General features: G+C 48.2%; 18 protein-coding genes. 16 read left to right on the top strand and 2 right to left on the bottom strand.

Annotation, left to right across the window (positions count from 1 at the left end; genetic code table 11):
- The 4 genes from OEV79_10800 to OEV79_10785 form a co-directional block, all read left to right on the top strand.
- On the top strand, positions 1–780 hold a 780-nt coding region (locus OEV79_10800; GenBank protein ID MDH4211921.1), incomplete at its 5' end, for a WecB/TagA/CpsF family glycosyltransferase.
- A 25-nt stretch (positions 781–805) separates the two neighbouring features.
- Positions 806–1798, top strand: coding sequence for a GDP-L-fucose synthase (locus tag OEV79_10795; GenBank protein MDH4211920.1), 993 nt, complete (start codon positions 806–808; stop codon positions 1796–1798).
- Between the two features lie 221 nt (positions 1799–2019).
- Positions 2020–3129 (top strand): UDP-N-acetylglucosamine 2-epimerase (non-hydrolyzing), encoded by a 1110-nt coding sequence (gene wecB / locus OEV79_10790; protein MDH4211919.1) that lies wholly within the window; start codon positions 2020–2022, stop codon positions 3127–3129.
- A gap of 493 nt (positions 3130–3622) precedes the next feature.
- Positions 3623–3823, top strand: a complete 201-nt coding sequence (locus tag OEV79_10785; GenBank protein ID MDH4211918.1) for a tautomerase family protein — start codon at positions 3623–3625, stop codon at positions 3821–3823.
- A 279-nt stretch (positions 3824–4102) separates the two neighbouring features.
- Here the strand turns inward: OEV79_10785 and OEV79_10780 are convergent, their stop codons facing one another.
- The gene (locus OEV79_10780) at positions 4103–4450 is read right to left on the bottom strand and encodes a four helix bundle protein (GenBank protein ID MDH4211917.1); all 348 of its coding nucleotides are present in this window, start codon (positions 4448–4450) and stop codon (positions 4103–4105) included.
- A 207-nt stretch (positions 4451–4657) separates the two neighbouring features.
- Positions 4658–4945 (bottom strand): helix-turn-helix domain-containing protein, encoded by a 288-nt coding sequence (locus OEV79_10775; protein ID MDH4211916.1) that lies wholly within the window; start codon positions 4943–4945, stop codon positions 4658–4660.
- A 713-nt stretch (positions 4946–5658) separates the two neighbouring features.
- Between OEV79_10775 and OEV79_10770 the strand changes: the two genes are divergently transcribed.
- The 12 genes from OEV79_10770 to OEV79_10715 form a co-directional block, all read left to right on the top strand.
- Positions 5659–8271, top strand: a complete 2613-nt coding sequence (locus OEV79_10770; protein MDH4211915.1) for an AAA family ATPase — start codon at positions 5659–5661, stop codon at positions 8269–8271.
- A gap of 126 nt (positions 8272–8397) precedes the next feature.
- Complete coding sequence (locus OEV79_10765) at positions 8398–9498, top strand: DegT/DnrJ/EryC1/StrS family aminotransferase (protein ID MDH4211914.1); 1101 nt, start codon at positions 8398–8400, stop codon at positions 9496–9498.
- Positions 9499–9615: 117 nt separating this feature from the next.
- A complete protein-coding gene (locus tag OEV79_10760; GenBank protein ID MDH4211913.1) occupies positions 9616–11286 on the top strand; it encodes a Gfo/Idh/MocA family oxidoreductase in 1671 nt (556 codons plus the stop codon).
- A 115-nt stretch (positions 11287–11401) separates the two neighbouring features.
- Positions 11402–12841: a hypothetical protein gene (locus OEV79_10755; protein ID MDH4211912.1), complete on the top strand. Its 1440-nt coding sequence runs from the start codon at positions 11402–11404 to the stop codon at positions 12839–12841.
- Positions 12842–12875: 34 nt separating this feature from the next.
- Entirely contained in the window at positions 12876–13991 is a 1116-nt protein-coding gene (locus OEV79_10750; GenBank protein ID MDH4211911.1) for a DegT/DnrJ/EryC1/StrS family aminotransferase, read from the top strand.
- Complete coding sequence (locus OEV79_10745) at positions 13988–14938, top strand: glycosyltransferase family 2 protein (GenBank protein ID MDH4211910.1); 951 nt, start codon at positions 13988–13990, stop codon at positions 14936–14938. Before OEV79_10750 ends, OEV79_10745 begins: the two co-directional genes overlap by 4 nt.
- Positions 14935–15963, top strand: a complete 1029-nt coding sequence (locus tag OEV79_10740; GenBank protein MDH4211909.1) for a GNAT family N-acetyltransferase — start codon at positions 14935–14937, stop codon at positions 15961–15963. Before OEV79_10745 ends, OEV79_10740 begins: the two co-directional genes overlap by 4 nt.
- An 85-nt stretch (positions 15964–16048) precedes the next feature.
- Positions 16049–17551: an oligosaccharide flippase family protein gene (locus tag OEV79_10735; protein MDH4211908.1), complete on the top strand. Its 1503-nt coding sequence runs from the start codon at positions 16049–16051 to the stop codon at positions 17549–17551.
- A gap of 51 nt (positions 17552–17602) precedes the next feature.
- On the top strand, positions 17603–19588 hold the full coding sequence (gene asnB, locus OEV79_10730; protein MDH4211907.1) for an asparagine synthase (glutamine-hydrolyzing): 1986 nt from the start codon (positions 17603–17605) through the stop codon (positions 19586–19588).
- A 1-nt stretch (position 19589) separates the two neighbouring features.
- The gene (locus tag OEV79_10725) at positions 19590–20597 is read left to right on the top strand and encodes a glycosyltransferase (GenBank protein MDH4211906.1); all 1008 of its coding nucleotides are present in this window, start codon (positions 19590–19592) and stop codon (positions 20595–20597) included.
- The gene (locus tag OEV79_10720) at positions 20594–21664 is read left to right on the top strand and encodes a glycosyltransferase (GenBank protein ID MDH4211905.1); all 1071 of its coding nucleotides are present in this window, start codon (positions 20594–20596) and stop codon (positions 21662–21664) included. The genes OEV79_10725 and OEV79_10720 overlap by 4 nt, the downstream gene beginning before the upstream one ends.
- Before the next feature lie 46 nt (positions 21665–21710).
- A partial coding sequence (locus tag OEV79_10715; protein MDH4211904.1) for a hypothetical protein occupies positions 21711–22153 on the top strand: 443 nt, incomplete at its 3' end.

Genomic DNA, 22153 nt, shown 5'->3' with positions numbered 1-22153 from the left:
CCTAACGAATACGGTTCAAGAACGCAGATTGCCGGAGCGGACGATGGTCATACGATTCTTCAGGGGGTGAGTTTTCTGCCTGTGGCTATCATTGATGCGCTTCAGCGTGTTGTTGCTCATCTCCCACACAAGGACGGCAGCTATTTCTGTTTTGCCAATATTCATGTGGTGATGGAGAGCCATAAGGATGCCGAACTCAAGGAAGCACTCAATAATGCTGCAGGTGTTTTCCCTGACGGCATGGGGACTGCAGGTGCTCTGAAATACTTGAGCCATATGTTCAAAGGCAGGGTACGTGGTGCCGATTTAGTGATAAGACTGTGTGAACATGCTGCAAAGAATAATCTCAAAATTTATCTGTATGGTAACACCGATGAAACGCTTGGCAGATTGCGTGAGGCACTGAAGGCAGAGTATCCTGGAATTAACATTGCCGGTATGTATTCACCGCCGTTTAGAGAGTTGAATAAGGAAGAGGATGAGGAAGTGATCAGAATGATTAACGATGCGGATCCAGATGTTCTTTTTGTATCGCTTGGGGCGCCAAAGCAGGAGAAGTGGATGGCGGTCCACAAAGGGAGGATCAAGGCTGTTCAACTTGGTGTTGGTGCGGCGTTTGATTATATCGCAGGCAATCTCAAGGAAGCCCCTAATTGGATGCAAAAGCACTACCTGGAGTGGCTGTACCGCTTACCTCAGCAGCCGAAGAAGACACTCTATCGAATGTCGCTACTGCCCGAGTTTCTCATTCGCTTGTTTATCCAGCGATTCTGGCGCTGATCTTGATCTACTGTAGGAGAACCTTATGAAAGACAAACGTATCTGTATTACCGGTGGCAGGGGGTTTCTTGGTGGTCATTTGGTGAATGCCTTCAAGCAACATGGTTACGAGAATCTGTTTGTTGCGGATATCGATGTATACGATTTGCGGGATATAAATGACGTCCTGAGGATGTACGTCGATACTAAACCGGATATTGTGATTCACCTTGCGGCACGAGTGGGCGGGATCGGTGCTAACCGTGACCATCCTGGTGAGTTTTTCTATGATAACCTAACAATGGGTGTTTTCCTTTTGGATCAGGCATATAGAAACAAAATAGAGAAATTCGTTGCTCTCGGTACCATTTGCTGTTATCCAAAATTCACGCCTGTGCCGTTCAAAGAAGAAAATCTATGGAATGGTTATCCCGAGGAGACAAACGCACCGTACGGTCTCGCAAAGAAGATGCTTCTCGTTCAATCAATAGCCTACCGCCAGCAGTACGGATTCAATTCGATTTTCCTGATGCCGGTTAATCTCTATGGACCTGGTGACAACTTTCATCCGGCATCTTCGCATGTCATTCCTGCGTTGATAAAGAAATTCACCGATGCAATGGGCGGTAAAAGTGCCGTCTTGCGACGGCTGAAACGGAGCACCGGAGAAAAGGAGCCACGGAGAAACGATGACTCCGTCATCGTATGGGGGACAGGCAAGGCGACAAGAGAATTCCTTTATGTCGAGGATTGCGCTGAGGCTATTGTCCTTGCGACTGAAAAATACAACAAACCAGAACCGGTCAACATCGGCGCTGGTTTTGAGATCTCTATAAAGGATCTGGTCGGGCTCATCGCACATTTGATGAAATTCAATGGCGAGATAAAATGGGATAAATCAAAACCCGACGGACAACCACGCCGCATGCTGGATACGTCAAAGGCGTATCAGGAATTCGGGTTTGAGGCAAAGACGGATTTTGAAACCGGACTAAGAAAGACAATAGAATGGTACATTTCAACAAATGCCAGAAGTTGAGAGGTTAGGAAATTGGGAAGTTGGGAACCTTAGAACTAAAGAAACCAAGAAGTTAGGAAGCTTCACAAAGCAGAAAATTAGACGTCTAGAAATCAAGAAGATAAGTAACGTAAAGAACTGTAAAGAAGTAGAAATCAAAAAGTAAAGAAAGTGCTTCAGTCGGTTTTGTGATAATGTGCTTGTGGTTGAAGTGTTTACGGATATAATCATAGGATAAGATCATGAAAAAGAAGAAGATACTACTTGTCGGTGGCGCGAGGCCAAACTTCATGAAAGTTGCGCCCGTGTATGAAGCGTTGAAAAAACACCGCCGGTTTCAACCTATTCTTGTTCACACTGGTCAGCATTATGATGCTGAGATGTCCAAGGTATTCTTTGATGACCTTAAGTTACCCAAACCAGATATTCACCTTGGCGTCGGTTCTGGTACCCACGCGGTCCAGACCGGCAAGATCATGGAAAGGTTTGAAAGGGTCTGCATAAAAGACATCCCTGATCTGGTTATCGTCGTCGGCGATGTCAACTCGACCATTGCCTGTGCTCTTGTCGCGGCAAAAATCTGCATACCGGTGGCGCATGTTGAGGCCGGGCTTCGTAGTTTCGACCGCACCATGCCCGAGGAAATAAATCGTCTGCTGACCGACCAGATATCAGACTACCTGTTCACGACATGTCTGGATGCAGATAAGAATCTGTCACGGGAGGGTATCTCACGAAAGAAGATCTTTTTTGTCGGCAATACCATGATTGATAGTCTGAAAAGGCACCTCACATCCGCAAGGGCAACAAGGTCGTGGCAGAAATTAGGCTTGGACAATACGAATTATGGAGTAATGACCTTGCACCGACCGTCCAATGTCGATGACATAGCCGTGCTGCGACGTGTTATGGATGCTGTGAGCCAGGTGTCACAAAATTTGCCGATCGTATTTCCAGTTCATCCCCGTACCGCTAAGCAGTACGGCAATATTCAGAAGCATGTTTATGATAGTGTACAGAGAAAGGGAATTCTGATGGTGGAACCTCTCGGCTATTTGGAATTCCTCGGATTGATGCAGAATGCTTCACTGGTGCTTACCGATTCCGGCGGCATTCAGGAAGAATCCACAATCTTAGGCATTCCATGTCTCACCCTGCGCAGTAACACGGAGAGACCGATAACGATCAAACAAGGTACGAATATTCTGGTCGGTAACGACCCGGAGCAGATCGTCAAAGGTGCCATGCGACAATTGAAGAAAGGGAAGAGGCGCAAGCGGATTCCCAAATACTGGGACGGCAGGGCTGCCGTGCGCATAGCCAAGGTATTGTACAGCACTTTAGGTCGCTAGCTTCACAAGAAAGAACCTTGATACAACGAGAAAATAAGTAGTTGAGAAGAGAATAATTTGTTTCAGTCGGTTTTGCGAAGAAGTGAATCCGTAGATACGCTTCAACCACCCATTACTTATGCAACAGGCGCTGGATCGATACGCGCCGGTATCGTAAATGAACAACCTGAAGCGCTGGTTTTGTAGAAGATCTCCTTCCAGAATTCACATAGACAGATAATCCCACCCATAAAAACAGTCGGAGACACGCTATGCTGAAGACACGCCAGCTGAAGAAACACCCGCTGCGCGGATTGAAGACATGCTTCCGCTGAAGTCACGTTTCACTGAAGACACGCCTTCGGCTGTATTCATGCTTCGCAGGAGATACGTCGCTTCGCTCCTGGGGACACGCTTTGCTGGAGCTAAGAAGCGGGGGGGACGCCTTGGTGAAACGGAGCGTTGACAGAGAGTGTCGTGTTATGTTAAGATAACAGGAAGGAAAGGAGAGAATATGCCATTGTTAGAGATCAACCTATGGGCGGGGTTTGACCCAAAAAAGAAGGAGCTCTTGATATCCAGGGTTACCGACACTGTTGTTGAAGTCGTCGATTGTCCCAAGGAGGCGGTTCACATCATCATCCGCGAAGTACCGAAGGAGAACTGGGCGAATGGAGGAGTGCAGCATTCCATAAAACACAAAGGCGTAGGGTAGAAGACCTTCGGTCGGTTTGAGCGCTTCGCGCGGCACGATATTGAAGACACGCTGCCGCTGAAGGCACGCCTTCGGCTGAAGACATGCTGCGCTGGAGAAACGGGGAAAGGGAGAACCGGAGAGTCGCCGAGACGCTACGGAGACCTAGTTGAGCAGGATACCAGCAGAACAGACTTGGAACTACTGAAGATAGGAAGATTAGAAATTGAGAGGCTCGGAATGACCGAGGCTTGGAAGATCTGAAATTCGGAAGTTGAGGTGATGTTCATGCGATTGCAATCAATAGCAGAATTTGACCGCCTTCTTCTCAATCGAGTTGAGCATCATCAATATCTTCTCGTACTCGCTGTCTAGTCTTACAAATGTTGTATTGTCAACATAGGAGCAACTGTAAGAAAATTCGAGCCAGCACTGTGTCTCTGAAGCCTCTTGCATAGAATCAGTTATCTTGTGCTTGAATACGGCGATATACTTTCGCTTGCGCCACGCTTCTGCAAGGTTAGAGCATACTGATCTTGAAGATCGTCGTATTTGATCAACCAAGGAATATCTTTCCTCAGCTGGAAAAGCCTTCGTGATCTCAAAGATTTCCATTGCAGCAGCATATGCCTTCTTGTACACATCCATTTGTCTGAAATGTAGAATCTTATTTCCGCCCAGTTTAGACAAAGTCCCGAAACCTATGTGTTTGCAGGTCCTGAAGTACCCATCTTCTTCGTTCCATGAGTTCTCACCCTCCGATGTTCTGAACTTCCTGGCTTTCCATGTTCTCTACTTCTGATTCTCTTAGCATCAGAGCTTCGCAAGTTCTCAACCTCCGAAGTTCATAGCCTCTTAATTTCCGTCAGTCCGTCCGTTCAACACGATGCCGACCACCATCCCGTTAGGCAGTTCGCTCATATCACTATCCAGCCAGTATTGTGCGATGGCACGGATGATCGTGCTCTTTACGATCCCGGCACACTCGAGTATCTTGAGATTCCGACAGGCAGTCGCTTCCGGAATATCCATCAGAAAAGCGACCTCACGTAGGCTCAATTTTCCTTTTTCTGCAAGCAATCTGATCATGTCCAGTCGCTTCTCATTGGCTACGGCTTTGAATACTCTCAGTGTATCGTCCATACTACTGTATATTACCTCCATGATCTATGCTACATACGTCTTTCACTCTCAGTATGATCAACCACGTATGAAAAGACCGAGTAGACAACAGTGAGAAAACAAGATATTCCTTCCTATATATATTACAGAAACCAGGCATCATATTACAACCCATACTGAACCACTTGAGTTCTGTTATACAGATCCTAAGGTTCGCTAAGACTGTTGATTTCGCTATTTTCGTTAATACCGTTAATATCGTTATTTTCGCTAATTTCGTTGGCCGATTGAGATTGCTTCGTTCCTCGCAATGACCGGGGGCGTTCCGCGTTAGGCGCGAAGCGTGGAGCGTTCTTACCCTCTTAGCTTCTTAACTTCTTGACCTCTAGTTTAGAGTGTTAAGTCTCGTCGAAAAGCCTCTAACAATTTATGCAAATAGCAGTAAGCAAGATGTGCTTCGGAGCGATATCAAGAAGCGGCCATGCTCAGGTGAGTGAATGTCAGTAATGTCCTGCTGAACATTGATGACTTAAGTTTCAAAGTCATTTTAGGGGTTGACAAGGAACTGTTTTTAATTATAATGTATTGAGAATTAAGTATAGTCGTCCTGATGTGAGCTGTCGCCTTTGCTGACTTGTAAAAGCCGCATCGCATTGCACGAGGTGTCATAGTCGACCAGAATTCGGTCCGGGGGAATGGACTTTGGTCTAAAAAGGGGTGGTATGCGTCGTTATATGAGTGCAAGATTCAACACGCAGCGGAATGCTGCGCGCGTCGAAAATGGGGTTGATGAAAAACCTTTTGATTTTCATGAGATAATCAGCAAATTCTTCAGACGCAAGCGTCTATTCATATACATTTCTATTCCAGTGTTCTTATGGCTGGCGGTAAGTCAATTAGTAAGGCCTTATCGACCAGTTTATCGGGCCACTTTTGACGTAGGTATCGTCAGAGACGGTCCGCTCGAATCGTTTTTCTCCGGCGCAAGAGTTGCTGATCTTCCGACCACGCAGATCGGAACGGTTACCCAGCGGGCGATCGCCAGTCTCCTGAGCGTCAACCTTGCCGAGAAAGTAGTCAATGACCTTTCCCTGTTCGCTTATATCAACGATGGCGAATCTGATCTCATGGTGGATGCTATTCTAAAACAGCGATTAACTGAACCTGTAGGACCTTTCAAGATCAAGATCGACAATGTTCCGGTTCAAATATACAAGGATGGCAAGCCGACTGTCGACAGTATATACGGTCTGGTTTCGGTATACAAGAACGGCACGAAAATCGCTGAGGGACCGCTCGATGAGTATATCGATATCGGTGTGTGCAATGTGAGATTCATGAACGCGGGTATGAAAACCGCTGCAAAGAACTGCATGCTCACGCTCTATCCAAAGCAGAATATGTCACTGGCCTTGAGGAACTCTCTTTCGATGCGCGTGCTTGAAGCAGACAAGATCGAACGGGAATTCGAAGATACCGAGATACCTTTTTCGGGCGAAGGTGCTTTTGACCACCTGGTTGTGGCAAAGTCTCTATTCCCGGGTATGAATTTGATCGGCATATTGAGAATCGCGGTTCACTGGGGGAATCCGCATGATGCGTTGAGGATTGCCAACACCCTCTCATACCAATTGCTGATGGAGGACAGGGGCGAGAAATCTCAGCAGTTCACACAATCGAAGGCTTTTCTCGATTCTCAATTGACCTTATATCAATCCAGTCTGAACAAGTTGGAGGAGGATGTTAGAACATTCAAGGAGCGGCAGAACATTTCTGATCTGAAAGCCTCAACGCAGGCTTTAATATCTCAAGTTTCAGAACTCGAAACCAGGAAGAACCAGCTAATGATCGAGCAGAATGTTATGGGTGATCTAATTGCCTATCTGGCAAAGCCAGAGTCAGTAGGTGATTCAGTGCCTAATTTTGCGATCACGATGCTCTCTTCCGAAATGCTGCGGGAGTTCTATTCTGAACTACTGCAGGCGGAAGCAGAGTTGAGGGGTAGGTTGAGGGAATATTCATCGAATCATCCAAAAGTCATGGAAGTACGTGCGAGATTGGGTGGTCTTAAAGAGCAACTTAATGAGGAAGTTTTGAAGAGAATGTCTTCGGTCAGGACTGAGATCGCTTCCTACAACGGTCAGATTGCCACCCTTCAATTGAAACTTGACAACGTGCCGCTTGAAGAATTGAGCCTGGCGAGGCTGGAACGCGACCGGGAAACGGCTGAGAAACTCTACACCTTTTTCGCGGAGAAGCTTGAAGAAACGAGGGTTCAGGAGGCGGGTGTGACCTCTGATCTGAAGATAATCAATCCTCCGATCTTGGCTGACTCGCCGGTCAATTCAAGAGGTATTCTCCGGGGTTTGATCCTGGCATTTGTCGTTGCATCTCTCGCAGGTACTGCCGCAATCTTTGTCGCTGATTATGTGGATAATACTATAAGGGATCCGGAGAAAATAGCGAAAAAGCTCCAGATATCTTTGCTTGAGACGATACCTTTGCTCGAAGATGAACCTCCGGTGAGCGAGATAGAGAGTATTCTCACAGAAATAGGGGTGATGTATTTGTACCGCAAGATAACGAAGACTGAAAAGCCAAAACCTCCGCGTGAGCCACTCAGGCTGGTGAATACAGAATTGCTGTCGCCGGAATTCGAAGCGTTCAGGAAATTGGCGGTAGGGCTTGACCTTATTCATCCTTACAAAAGGTACCGGGTCTTATACGTTACGTCGCCAGGACCCGAAGAGGGCAAGACTTTCATTGCCCTCAATCTAGGGAATGTTATTGCAAGCATGGGAAAGAGCGTGCTGATGGTCGATACCGATTTTAGAAAAAAAACGGGCCATCTTACCGAAGTGACCAGGTTGAAAAAGGAACTCGGGTTATTTGATATACTGATGGGTTCGGTTGAACCACAGGACGTCGTCCTGCCCCTTCATCCAGGCGATAGGGATAAGTCAAAGACCAAAGGCAAAGGTCGGGTAGACCTGTTGCCCATGGGCAAGGTGCCGCCCAACCCGTTTGTATTTCTGGAATCCGAGGGTATGAAGAAGCTGCTCGGCAACCTGAGAAATGAGTATGATTACCTGATCATCGATGGCGTTCCACTGCTTCTGTTTGCGGATGCTACCTATCTAGCCACGTTTGCTGATGGTGTAATACTCACCGCAAGGTATGGCAGAACGACAACGAAATCGCTCGAGGTTTCTTATGATATTCTCCTTAACGCAAAATCAGATGTTCTGGGTGCTGTTGTGAACGGTGTTCCGAGAAGGCGCGGCAGCTACTACTATGACCAGTACTATAAGTATTATTCTAAATACTACCGGAAAGAACATGCATGATAATTTTACGGTGAAGATGATGCATTCTATCCGTTTTTCAAATCCGGTGCGGCGGAGCCCCGGATGGTTTATGATAGTCGATGGGTTTTCATTATGTTTGCGCAACAGTGAGTCGAAGGGAGGTTCATGAAGGTGCCATTCATAGATCTTGAACGGCAACACAAACCGATAAAAAAGGATTTGATGCAGGCATTTGAGAGGGTTTTGGATAGCAACAAGTTCATTCTAAGTGATGAAGTGAAGAAGTTTGAAGATGAGATGGCCACGTACACAAAAACAAAGCATGCCATTGGTGTGTCCAACTGCACCAATGCCCTGCTTCTGTCGTTGAGAGCTCTGGGAATAGGGCCGGGCGATGAGGTGATAACCACGCCGTTTACGTTCGTTGCTACGGCAGAGGTTATTGCGATAATCGGTGCCAAGCCGGTGTTTTGCGATATCGACCGAAAGACGTTCAATATCGATGTCGGTAAGATCAAAGAGCACATCTCAGGGCGCACCAGGGCGATCATTCCTGTCCATCTCTACGGTCAGGCCGCGGACATGACGGCGCTGATGCGTGTCGCACACGACCACGGCCTTAAGGTCATCGAAGATATGGCGCAGGCCATCGGCGCGAAATACAAAGGACAGATGGTCGGCAACCTCGGCGACACTGCTTGCATTAGTTTTTATGTAACGAAGAACCTTAACGCGCTGGGAGACGCGGGCATGATCCTGACCAACGATGAGAAGCTTGACAGCATGATCAGGGCATACCGTGTTCACGGCGCATACAAGAAGTATCACCATGATTTTCTTGGCTACAATGACCGCCTTGACGCAATGCAGGCGGCTTTTCTCAGGATAAAACTCAAGCAGCTCAATGCCCTGAACGAAAGACGGCGGCAGATAGCAAAGAAATATGATGATGCTCTCAGGGATGTAGTAGCCACCCCTTATATCAACGAGGATAACGAGTCGGTGTACCACCAGTATACGATAAGAGCCGCCCGGCGCGATGATTTGGGTAAGTTCCTTAACGAGCAGGGCATAGCGACTGCGATACATTACCCGGTTCCTTTACACCTGCAACCGGCATTTCGTTATCTGGGCTATAGAGAAGGTGACTTCCCGGTGGCAGAAAAGGCCGCCGATGAGGTCCTTTCATTACCTATTCAGCAGGATCTTACCGAAGAAGAAATAGACTATGTTATCAAATGTGTTAGGCAGTTCTATAATAAATGAGGTTGATCGCGCAGAACTTATAAAGAGCTGTAGAAATCATGTTTGGAGTTGTACGGTAAGGTAGTAAGATGTATTAGCAGACATAAAATAGAATTAAGATACATAGGAGGTGTCTTAATGGCGGAGCATATGGAACGTATTGTACAGGACAGGGGCCTGCAGGCCAAAGTTGCCGTGCGCAATAAACCGGCAAGGATCGGGGTAATTGGCGCTGGCGCCTGGGGAAAGAATCTAGTCCGTAATTTTGCCCAACTTGGTGTTTTGAGGGCTGTTTGTGATACTGAGGCAAGCAAAGTAAGGTCGTGCAGGGTCAATTACCCCAATCTGAATTGCACCGACTCGATCGATGAGGTTCTCAGCGATCCGGAGATCAACGGTGTTGTCGTAGCAACGCCAGCAAGGAGTCATTATGAACTGTCGAAGAAGGTGCTCGCTGCGCGCCGGCATCTTTTTGTCGAAAAGCCTCTCGCGTTGAAAGTCGAGGAAGCCCAAGAACTCATTCAACTGGCAGAAGCAAACGAGCGCGTGATAATGGTCGGGCATGTCTTGCGCTACCATCCGGCACTCAACAAACTCAAAGAACTGGTCGATACCGGCGAACTGGGCAAGATCCAGTACATATATTCGAACCGGCTGAACATGGGTAAGATACGGGACGTGGAGAACATACTGTGGAGCTTTGCGCCCCATGATATCTCGGTGATTCTATATCTGCTCAATGAACAGCCGAGTTCGCTTTCGGCGATAGGCGGCACATACGTTCAGAAAGGGATAGCGGATGTCACGCTTACGACGATGGATTTTCCGAGCGGCGTCCAGTGCCATATCTTTGTTTCGTGGTTGCACCCGTACAAGGAGCAGAAACTGGTGGTTGTCGGTGACCGCAAGATGGCTGTTTTTGACGATTTGACGACTGAAAAACTCTTCCTATACCCGCACAAGATCGAGTGGCAGAACCGCACTCCGATAGTGCGCAAGGCGGATGCGGAGGTCGTTCGGGTCGACATGGATGAACCTCTGAGGGTCGAGTGCAAGCACTTTATCGAATGCATCGAGAACGGATGGAGTCCGTATACTGACGGCAAAGAGGGATTGAACGTTCTGAAGATACTCTTTAGCGCGCAGAATTCACTGAACAACAACGGCCTCAAGGTTACGTTCGACAGTGACAGACAAAAGAGTGCCAGATCGCTGCGCGAAGACGTATATGTGCATTCGACTGCTACCGTTGCCGACGGCGCAAGGATCGGGAGAGGTACGAAGATATGGAATAATTCCCAGGTTCAAGCCGGGGCTCATATTGGGGATGACTGCGTCATCGGTCATAATTGTATTGTCGGTTCGAAAGCATGTCTTGGTAATGGTGTAAAGCTTGAATCCAATATCGATGTCTGGGATCTGGTGACGCTTGAAGACTACGTGTTCGTCGGTCCGTCAGCCGTGTTCACTAATGATCTCACCCCGCGTGCCAAGTACCCTAAAAAGCAATACCCGCAATTTGGCCAGTGGGTTCCGACCCTTGTCAAAGAGGGTGCATCGATCGGCGCCAATTCCACGATCGTCTGCGGCGTTACGATCGGCCGCTGTTCTTTCGTCGGTGCCGGCGCAGTAGTCAAACATGATGTTCCCGACTACGCGATCGTTGCCGGAGTTCCGGCCAGGACAATAGGCTGGGTATGTGAGTGCGGTAACAGGCTGGCCTTTAAGAACGGCAGGACCAGATGTGTGAAATGCGGGCGTCACTTCCTCAAAAGCCACGAAGCGGTAGTTCAAAGTAACACCGACTGAGGTTGAGCGACCTCAATCCGGCGATAATACACAACAGCCTGTCAGGATATTGAACATGTTTTCAGATATTTCATTACCATGGAGATCAGAAGCTTCCGCTTCCGTAGAGGCTTCTGTGCAGCGTAACACACATGTTTTCAGGGAACTGCTGTTGATGGTGAGCCTGCTATTCGCGTCTTTCTACGTTGTATACATGGCTTCGACTGATATCTCCAGGGTTTTCTTCCTATTGCTGTCAGTCGTTTTTCTTTTCGCGAGGAAGAATTATTTCTGGTTTGCCTATTTCTTCATCCTGGTCCAAGGTCCGGGTTATCTATGGGCCGATTATTCTGGCCTGTCACAGTATCGACTTCCCATGTACACACCTATTTCCGGCATGACATTCACGCCCATCGATTTGTTCGTGCTTCTTGCGCTTGCCAAGGCTATGTTCACCGGGCGTAAGGTAAGATTGGGCATGGCAAAGGTCATGGCAGCGGTCCTGGTGTATGCGGTGATTTGCGTTGTGATTACCGGTTTGTTATTCGGAACCGACATCGATATCCTCGCGTGGAATTTGCGCTGGGTTTTCTACTATAGCTTGATCATTTCATTTCTTTTTCTGGTCAAGGAGAAACATGAGATTCGTCACTTCACTGTCCTCGTTTTCCCGGTTGTTTTCTTCATATTGTTCACCCAGATATATTACATCTTGAGCGGCACCGAGTTCATAAACCTGTTCGATCCTGGCTTCCGCGGCGTCACTTTGAATACGGTTACTGGAGATCTACGACCTGTGATGGGAGGGATACTGCTTGTTTTTTACTGTTTTATATCAGCATTGCTGTTACTGCTTGGGGAAGATCATAAGATACCAAAAATATTTTTGTATATGATAGTCGTTACTTCCTTCCTGACCGTATTCCTGTCGGCGACCCGCGTATGGTTCATAATATTCTCCATCGTGTTTTTCGGATACGTGATCGCCTCGAAGAAGAAAATTTCTTCCACCGCGGGGATCATTTCTGTTCTGCTGCTTATCGCGGGCGGCATAATATATTCCGGCGTGGTATCTCACGAACTTCTTGTGAATAGTTCCTGGGCGCGCATGAGGCAGGTTTTTGACCTCGCGAGAGGCGACTTCTTCGCTGCACAGACGGCAATGAACAGGATCGTCGTTCAGCTGCCCATAATCGTCAATACGATCAAACAGAGTCCGCTTGTGGGTTTTGGATTTTCGGTCATAACCATGGAACATTACGACGATGATTTTGGTTTTCTGAACACAATACTCATGTTTGGTATGATCGGATTCACCTTGTTCCTTGGTTTCTTCTGCAGGATGATCTCGCTTTTGGCATCGCCTCTGAAACGTCTGGGAAATGGTGCTGCATACCGGTCAAGGCTTAAGATGATGATTGTGGTTTGGGTCAGTATCCTCATTGGCTATCTAAGCACTTGGGATTTCTTCACAATGTATTTCAACAAGGTGTTTTTCATGGCCATCATCATTGCCATGAGCGAATATTCGGTTATCCGGGCGAATGAGTCTTTGAGAAGGGAGAGTACTACATGATTACAAAGAAACGTATTGGTGAAAGGAATGGATTATGATACCCGTATTCAGGCCTTCAATGGGAGATGAGGAAGTAAAAGCAGTTGAAGGTGTATTGCGATCAGGATGGATCGGTCTCGGTCCGAAGACGAAGGAATTTGAGGAGCGTTTTGCCGACTATGCAGGGGTCGAATGTGCGGTCGCGCTCAACTCGTGCACAGCTGCGCTTCACCTGGCACTAAAAGTCATGAACGTAGAAGGAGGCGAGGTCATTACATCACCGATGAGTTTCATTTCGACGAACCACGCGATACTCTACAATGACGCGGTCCCTGTATTTGCGGATGTGGAAGAAGATACCCTGAACATGAGGGTCGATGAGATAGAGAGACTCATCAGCCGGAACACGAGAGCAATACTGCTGGTCCATTACGGCGGTCATGCATGTGACATGGACCCGATCCTGGAGATCGCCGGTAGCAGGGGCGTCAAGGTCGTAGAGGACGCGGCCCATGCCTGCGGCGGTGAGTATAAGAACAAAAAGATCGGATCGATAGGCGATGCAACATGTTTCAGTTTTCACGCGGTGAAGAATCTCGCTATGGGAGATGGTGGTATGATCACTGTGCACGATAATGAGATCGCCGATAGGATCAGAAGATTGTACTGGCTTGGTATCAGCCGCGGGACGTGGGATCGTTCAAAGGATAAAGCATACAAGTGGGAATATGACGTAGAAGAGATCGGCTACAAATACCACCTTAATGATATCCTCGCCGCTATCGGGATTGTCCAGCTGGAGAAGCTTGACCGGGCAAACGCTCGCCGCAAGCAGATCGTCGACAAATACAACGAGGCATTCAAGGATGTTGGTTGGTTAAGGACACCGGTCGAAAAAGAATACGCGAGGAGTGCGAACCATAACTACGTGGTCAAGGTTCTGGACGGCCGCCGGGATGCTCTGATCGAATACCTCGCGGCTAATGACATATCTGCCGGTGTGCATTACATTCCCAACCACCTGTACGGTATGTACAAGCCTTTCTACAGAAAACTTCCGGTGGCTGAGAGAGTCTGGCTTCAGCTTGTTACCCTTCCACTCTTTCCCGATCTGACCGAAAGCGAGCAGGACTACATAATAGAAAAGGTGCGGGACTTCGGGCGGGCATGAGAAAGATTTCAAAATCCGCGAAACCTCCGCTGGTTTACGTTCTGATCCTGAATTGGAACGGTAAATCACTGACCGTCGATTGTGTGGAATCGGTGTTGAAGTCCGACTACGCGAACTTCAGAATAGTGGTCATTGACAACGGTTCGACCGACGGCAGCGCGGCCTTTTTGAAAGATAGATTCGGTCCACATATCGAGATCATCGAGAATGGAAAGAATCTCGGATACGCGGACGGTTTCAATGCCGGACTGAAGCACGCCTTTGACTTGAGAGGATCGGATTATTGTCTGGTCATGAATAACGATACGGTCATCGACAGGTTGGCGATATCAGAGTACGTGAAGATCGCGGAGTCGGATGAGATGATAGGGTTTGTAACCGGCAAGGTATATTTTTTCGACCATCCTAATGTATTGCAGACAGTGGGCATGCAGCCTGATCCGGTGCGGTGGCGCGGTGATCATATCGGCAGGAATGAAATTGACACGGGGCAATACGATGAAGTGTGCGAGAGGGTTTTTGCGGACGACGTGTACACTCTCGTGCGCAGGTCCATGTATAATGCCACTGGCGGCTACAATTCACTCTTTTTCCTTCAATCAGAAGAGACTGACTGGCAGGCAAGGGCAAAAGAGTACGGGTACAAGATCGTCTACACGCCGCACGCCAGGTTGTGGCACAGGGTCAGCGTCACTCTTGGCAAGGATTCACCGCTCAAAGCGTACTATGACGCGCGCAATCCAATGCTCGTCATTCTACTTCACAAACCTGCTCATTTCTTCAAAAAGTATTTCTGGTTCCATTTGCGGTACGATATTGTCAGAAGCTCACTTGTCTACCTTAAGCGCGGGCGGTTCAGTCATGTGATCGCAAAATGGCAGGGATTGATATCGGGTCTCAGCTGGGGGTGGCATAACAAACGTCTTACCTTGAGGCACTTCGTATGACGCTCAAACGAATAACCGAAATGACACCGGCGGAACAGCGGGATGTTAGCGCATTCGTTGACGAATGTGCGTATTCGACACCCTTCCACAAGATAGAATGGCTGCTCGGGATCGAGAGGATATTGAGTAAAGAGGTCTATTGTCTGTTTGATTATGGGCCTGATGATTCTATCGCATTTGCCATGCCCTTGATATTCAAACGGGGCATGATCTTCCCGGAAATGCACTCTTTCTCCATGGAATATGACCTGGTCTACGGCGGACCGCTGTTGCGGAGAAACGATCCCTCGAATGACGGTATCCTTGAACGATATGTTGCCGGCGGCCTGAAGCCAGCCAAATCATTGATCGTGACCTTGCCACCGAGATTCCCGGTTGAACGCTGTAAGGAGACGAATCTCACGCACATCTGCAACACTCCGATCTTCGACCTGACCCCCAGTGTTGATGAATTGTGGAATGCCCTGCCGTATAAGAACGTCAGGTGCAACATCAACAAAGCCAACAAGTGTGGTGTCAGCGTCATTCCCGGGAATGTTAAGCATCTTGGATTTTTTCACGAATATTTGAAACAGACACTGGCGTTCGGCGGGAAGGAGGCGCTGCCCCTGGATTATTACAGGCATGTTGCCGGATTTTCATTTTCACACATATACTCGGCCGTGCAGGGAGACATCCCGATCGCCGTTGCGATAATATTAACGCATCAGGACACGGTCTATTACTGGGGCAATGCTTCTTCCTACGAGCACCGTAACAGCAGGCCGAACGATCTGCTCGTCTGGGAGATCATGAGATGGGCAAAGGACAAAGGCTATAGATATTTTGATTTCCTTATTACACCCCTCCATTCACTTCAAGGGGTCACACGGTTCAAGCTGAAATTCGGCGCCGAGATCCATCCTATTTATCAATACAGAATTAACAATATATATCAGGTGATCGACAAATCACTGTATTACTTAACACATCCGCACCGTTTCATTTCCACTGTCAGTCCTTTTCGCCCGAAGGATGCGAGTTAGCTCTTTATGATACTATTCATTACTTTACTATCCAGCATACCGGTAGCATGCCTGTCGGAAAATACCGGTCTGGGGAATTAGAGATATGCTGGCGCAGAAGCTGATCCTGGGCTATGGCACAACAGTAGTGGTGCAGATCGTACAGATCTTTGCCAGTATCGTGGTGGCGCGTATCGCAGGCCCGACCGTGCTGGGTACGGTAGCCTTCGGTCTTGCGTTCGTATCGACATTTGAATTCATCGCCGACCTTGGGATAGGGCCGGCTCATGTCAAATTAATTTCTGAAGGCAGGGACGTGGGTTCGTGTATATCGACGTTCGCGGTTCTGAAAACCGTTAATACATTCGTTTTCTTCATCGTGGTTGTCGTTATTTTGCTCGTTCAGAGGTACGTTCTCAATATTGCATTTGAGAGCACGGCGCACGAGTACGTCATAATACTCTTCCTCGTGGCCATTACGATCAACCAGCTGCTCTTGATCCCGGGGACAACCTTCGCGGCCAAGACCGAGCAGGCCAAGCAGAGTATCCCGGAGTTCATCAGGACTTTTATTTACCAGGTGCTGCGGGTCACTCTCGTGCTGCTGGGTTACCGAGCTGTAGCACTGGCCTTCGGGAATCTGATTGCGACAATACTGGTGATCCCCGTTATCTTGTATCTTTTCAGGGGTTGCCCCAGAGCGAAGTTTGATAAAAAACTGGCAATGGATTATCTGCGTATTTCGGTGCCGGTATTGTTCATCGGGATAGCAACGAAAGTCATGCATAACGTGGACAAGGTGATGCTCCAGCACTTCACCAATTCCGAACAATTGGGATACTACACGGCGAGCTACCGGATCGGCAGCGTCGTTTTCATGATGGCAACGAGCGTGGGCATGCTTTTTCTTCCACTATTTTCGAAAGCAACCTCTGAGGGTAACCTTGGATATATAAATTCAACGATCGATAGATTCGAGAGATTCACTCTCATTTTTGTAATGCCCCTGGTGATATTTCTCTCGCTGTATGCGGATGTTATCGTAAAATTGGTTTTGGGCAGTCAGTACCTTCCCTCTATTCCGCTCATGGCGATCATCAATATCGCCATGTTTTTGATGGTGTTGAACATACCGTATGGCAACGTGATAACGGGCATGGGATTCTTCCGGTTGTTCGCAATCCTGAGCATGGTACATCTTGCTGTTTTCATGGTGCTTATCTGTGTGCTCCCGAATCCGTTGCTGTTCGATCTCGGGATCACTGGTGGAGCGTTCACGCTTCTCTTTAGCAGTGTGTTCGCCGGTGTACTTTACCGGATTTACGCGAAGCGAAAGTGCCCATTATTGAGCCTGCACAGCAACTTAAAATATGTTGTTTTTGGGATCGTCAACTATATCGGATTCGCTTACCTGTACGGCTATCTGAGCACAATGTATGGAGCGACTTTCAAGATAATCTTCTTACCGGGGTATTTCATCGTGACATACGGTGCTCTTCTGATAATGGGCTGGATCGAAAAAGGTGACCTGAATTCACTTAAGATGTTGTTCAACCTGAAAAAAATTGGTGTGTATGTCAAAGGCGAACTTGGCAACAACAATGATTGAACATAACAGAAATTGTGCTTTTCCCGGAGTCGGACGGCAGGGGACAGATATATGTGCGGCATAGTTGGCTATCTATCGGTAAGGAATGATTTTGAACCGGCACAATTTGCCGCGGCGAATAACATGGTCAAATACCGCGGCCCGGATGATTACGGATACGTTACGATGGACAGCGAGCTGAAAGTGCGAGAATGGAAAGACGAGAATCTGATGGATCTGAGACGGCACGAACCGGTCATGGGCGCGGTCGGCTTTCGCCGGCTGTCTATTCTTGATCTATCGGCGAACGGACATCAACCCATGCACGAAGGCGCTTATCGGTACTGGATAGCTTACAATGGTGAAGTATATAACTACATTGAGATCCGTCAGGAACTGGAGGGACGCGGATATTCTTTTACGTCAGCCACCGACACGGAGGTAGTACTCAAGTCATACATTGAGTGGGGTAGTGATTGCCTCGAAAAATTCAACGGTATGTGGGCTTTCTGTATTCTGGACAGAAACCTCAAGAAACTATTTTGTGCTCGTGACCGCCTGGGCATCAAACCATTCTACTATTTTTCTGACAGTGAGCATTTCATTTTCGGCTCAGAGGTGAAGCAAATAATTTCCTTGCTGCCCTCTGATGTCGGTATCAATACTTCGGTGTATTTTGATTTCCTCGCGCTCGGATCCTATGGTAATGAAACCAGAGAGACTTTTTTCGAGGGCATTTACAAGATGCTGCCGGGAGAATTCCTCGAGGTCGATCTGTCCAGAAGGGATGATCTGTTTCTCAATCGGAGTTCATGGTGGGATCTGCCTGTGTTTGTTTCCAACGGTGCCGTGGATGAGCGTAAAGTATACGGGGATATACGTGACCTGTTAGAGGACAGCATCCGCATCCGTTTGCGTTCCGATGTAGAACTGGGAACATGTCTGTCCGGAGGTCTCGATTCTTCGGGAATTGTCGGCATCGTCGACAGGATAAATCAAACCGGGGGAAGTGTCCGCAGGCACAAGGTCTTCGTGATCGGGTCCATTGATCCGCGGGTTGATGAGACGCATTATGCAAAGATCCTGATAAACAAATCCCGCGTCGAACCTTTTTTCGAATTCCCGGTTCCCATCGATATTGAAAGGGAACTGGAGGATTTCATCTGGCACCACGATGAACCTCTGTTGACAGCCAGTATATTCGGCGGCTGGAGCGTTTATAAACTGGCGAAGAAGAACGGGGCCACGGTGATACTCGACGGTCAGGGTTCAGATGAGCTGCTGGGTGGTTACTATATTGGTCCCCATATTGACCTACTGGGCGAGCTGGCCGTTTCCGGAAAGATCGGCGAGTTTCTGACTCAATTAGGCGAAAATTCTGCTCTGTACGGAACAGGACGAACGTTCCTGCTGAGCAAGGTGGCGCGCAGCATAGGCAAGCGTGTCGCACGCAGGGTCCTGCCGGTTGATTTCCGACCCGCAGTATTCAGGAACGTGAAGGGTTGGCTCAATCCGGATTTTGTAAGGGAGAATATCCGCAACTCGCCACTGCTGAACCGGGATTTCTATCCCAAATCACGCAAATTCTCGTCATGGATTAAGAAGGAGAGCTACGAACTCACAAGGTTCACAAATCTGCCTGGTATATTGAGACAGGTGGACAGGAACTCGATGGCGTTCTCGGTCGAAGCCAGGGTTCCCTTTTTGGATCACCGTCTGGTGGAATACCTGTTCGAATTGCCGGCCAACATGATATTGAGAAACGGCTACACCAAGTATGCGTACCGCGAAGCCATGAAAGGCATCATTCCTGAAAAAATACGATTGCGCACGGACAAGCGTGGTTTCGAGATGCCTGACCGGGAACTTCTGAACGGCGCAACCCGTTTTGTTGAAGATATTATCGACCGGCTGCCTCGTGCAAGCAGCATTTATGATATGCACGGATTGAAGGAAAACATCTTGGCCGCGATCGGTGATGACGATTCTTACAGACCTATCGTGTGGCGGATCTTGAACGGGGTAATCTGGCAGGACAGATTCCAGGTTGGTGAATGATATGGAACAGCTTCCTTTTGTTTCGGTAGTGATCATCGGCAAGGATGAGGAACAGAATTTGAGCGATTGCATACGTTCGGTTCGTGAAATGGACTATCCTGCTGAAAGGATCGAAGTGATCTACGTTGATACGGGATCGAGTGACCGGAGTGTGGAGATCGCCCGGCAACTGAATATTGCCGCAGTAGAAGAACACGGTCAATTCCCGTCTCCTGGATTGGCCCGGAACCGTGGCATTAGAGAAGCAAGGTATGATATAATTCACTTCGTCGATGGTGATATGACGATAGACAGCGGGTATCTCAGGGAGGCAGTGCGACTCCTTGATAATGAGAAAATAGCCTGCGTCATCGGAGATGTTCAGGAACGCAGGAGTGAAAAGAGTTTTCTTTCGAGGGTGTTGAATTACCCGTGGGCATCGCGCAAAACGGGTTTTGTCGAAGCACCGGGCGGCGGCGGCACGTTCAGGAAGAGTGTACTGCAGACGGTCGGCGGCTATAACCCTTTGATACTAAAAGGGCAGGAAACTGAAATTGGATACCGCATCCGTGAACAAGGATACCGGATATACAAGAGCGACAATTTGATGGCCGTGCACAATTACGGAATCGACAAGCTCTATGATCTTCTCAAGCGATCATACCGCATGGGATTATCCTATGGAATGATAATGACGATGCCCCAGGGGCGATCTTACGCAGATCTGACGAGGCGTGCCCGCAGTCTCTTCGTACAGGGTATTATTTTCATGGCGTTGATTATTATTCTGGTAATGACAGGACGATCCTTGCTGCTCCTGGCCCTTCCTTTTGTGGTTGCTCTGTATGTTCTGGTGCGCCACTGGAGAGAAATCGTGCATGAAAGAAACCCTCACGGCTATGCGTATTATCTATTGATGCACTTTAACAAACCAATTGTGCTTTGCGGTTTTGTAGCGTTCCTTCTTCGACGTTGCACGCTGATTTTTTCAAGGGTTTTGTTCGGGCGGACGGCAGGCGGGGGACAATGAGGATACTGATTGTCGTCAATACACTGTGCTACGGCGGAGCAGAAAAGCAGGCCGTTGCCGACGCAAATTCGCTGGCTGCAGAAGGGAATGATGTTACGTTGGGTTGCCATATGATAGGGGATCTGGCACGACGGTTGTCGCCGGAAGTGAAGCTATACAGAATAGGTAGCAAGAATGTGATCGTTGCGGCGTTGCTGCTGTTTATGCATCTCCTTTCCAATAGATATGACATCATCCACAGTCACATGTTCTGGGCGGAGCGGGTTTCGATCATCCCCGGAAAACTCACCCGTCACAGGGTGGTCTTTAACGAACACGGCCTGGGTTTGTGGAGAAAATGGTATCATGTTGTGACCATGCGTCTGATTTCAATGCTCGCCGACAAGGTGGTAACTTCCTGCCAAGAGAACTACCGGGTGAGGAGGAAACAGGAGAAGTTGGATCCGGACAAAATGGTGGTGATCTATAATTCCGTGGAAGAAAATTCAAAAGGCGATCTCTCTTCAGAATCACTTGGGGAGCTTCATGATGGTAAGTTCATAATCGGTTATGCCGGCAGGTTCAACGCCGTTAAGAGACTTGAGCTTTTTCTGAATATCGCGGAGCGGTTGAAAGACAGGATCAAAGATTTCAAGATCGTCCTGCTCGGTGATGGCGATCTGAGGCGCAGGCTTGAGAGGGAAATCTCAGGGCGGGGACTGGAGGAATTCTTCCATATGCCGGGTTTTGTACTTGAAGTGAGTCAGTATTACAGAACATTCGATGTTTTTGTCCTGCCTTCAAAAATAGAAGGTTTCTCATTAGCACTTCTTGAAGCCGGTGCGGCAAGTGTTCCGTTGATCGCATTCGATGTTGGAGGTAATTCGGAGATCATCGTGAATGGCGTTAATGGATACACGATCCCGAATAACGACATAGACACGCTGATGGAAAGGATTATCTATCTGCGTGAACACGAAGGTTTCAGAAGAAAGATGGGAATGGCCGCCCACCGTTTGATAGAGGGTAGATTCTCTGTATCGCGAAGGACGGACGATCTCCAACGACTGTACAGGAGTCTACAGTGACACGCGATCAAATCAAGGGCTTTATTTGTCTGCGGGCGGGTTGAATATGACCTATTTGCTGGGTATTTTGAAGGACGGTTCAGGGGGGAACTTTCAGGAATGGGTGCGCGCGTGTGAAAGCAGTAAACATGACATTGAATACCGGGTTATTGATTTATTCGCGAGTGATTGGCTGGAGATAGTGCACAGTGAAGATTATGATTGTTATCTTGCCCGGCCACCTGCATCGGTGGATATCCATAAACGGATATACGATGAGAGATTGTTCGTAGTAAACAAGGTCTTGAAAAAGAGCATATACCCGTCATATGGAGAATTGTTGATCTATGAGAATAAGCAGATGCTCGCGTACTGGTTGGAGGCAAATTCGATACCCCATCCGCGTACGTGGATATTCTATGACAGAAACGAAGCACTTCGCTTCACTGCACAGTGCACGTTACCTGTTGTGGCAAAGACATCGATCGGCGCCTCTGGTTCGGGTGTGCG

Source organism: candidate division WOR-3 bacterium (genome assembly GCA_029858255.1).
In the GTDB taxonomy this organism is placed as follows: domain Bacteria; phylum Hydrothermota; class Tepidihabitantia; order SM23-42; family SM23-42; genus SM23-42.
This window is presented reverse-complemented; position numbering and strand designations above follow the sequence as displayed.

Coding starts and splice junctions, on each gene's coding strand:
- OEV79_10760 (MDH4211913.1), top strand. CDS start 9,616: ATGGCGGAGCATATGGAACGTATTGTACAGGACAGGGGCCTGCAGGCC.
- OEV79_10745 (MDH4211910.1), top strand. CDS start 13,988: ATGAGAAAGATTTCAAAATCCGCGAAACCTCCGCTGGTTTACGTTCTG.
- OEV79_10775 (MDH4211916.1), bottom strand. CDS start 4,945: ATGGACGATACACTGAGAGTATTCAAAGCCGTAGCCAATGAGAAGCGA.
- OEV79_10780 (MDH4211917.1), bottom strand. CDS start 4,450: ATGGATGTGTACAAGAAGGCATATGCTGCTGCAATGGAAATCTTTGAG.
- OEV79_10725 (MDH4211906.1), top strand. CDS start 19,590: ATGGAACAGCTTCCTTTTGTTTCGGTAGTGATCATCGGCAAGGATGAG.
- OEV79_10770 (MDH4211915.1), top strand. CDS start 5,659: ATGAGTGCAAGATTCAACACGCAGCGGAATGCTGCGCGCGTCGAAAAT.
- OEV79_10740 (MDH4211909.1), top strand. CDS start 14,935: ATGACGCTCAAACGAATAACCGAAATGACACCGGCGGAACAGCGGGAT.
- OEV79_10750 (MDH4211911.1), top strand. CDS start 12,876: ATGATACCCGTATTCAGGCCTTCAATGGGAGATGAGGAAGTAAAAGCA.
- wecB (MDH4211919.1), top strand. CDS start 2,020: ATGAAAAAGAAGAAGATACTACTTGTCGGTGGCGCGAGGCCAAACTTC.
- OEV79_10785 (MDH4211918.1), top strand. CDS start 3,623: ATGCCATTGTTAGAGATCAACCTATGGGCGGGGTTTGACCCAAAAAAG.
- OEV79_10735 (MDH4211908.1), top strand. CDS start 16,049: ATGCTGGCGCAGAAGCTGATCCTGGGCTATGGCACAACAGTAGTGGTG.
- asnB (MDH4211907.1), top strand. CDS start 17,603: ATGTGCGGCATAGTTGGCTATCTATCGGTAAGGAATGATTTTGAACCG.
- OEV79_10765 (MDH4211914.1), top strand. CDS start 8,398: ATGAAGGTGCCATTCATAGATCTTGAACGGCAACACAAACCGATAAAA.
- OEV79_10720 (MDH4211905.1), top strand. CDS start 20,594: ATGAGGATACTGATTGTCGTCAATACACTGTGCTACGGCGGAGCAGAA.
- OEV79_10795 (MDH4211920.1), top strand. CDS start 806: ATGAAAGACAAACGTATCTGTATTACCGGTGGCAGGGGGTTTCTTGGT.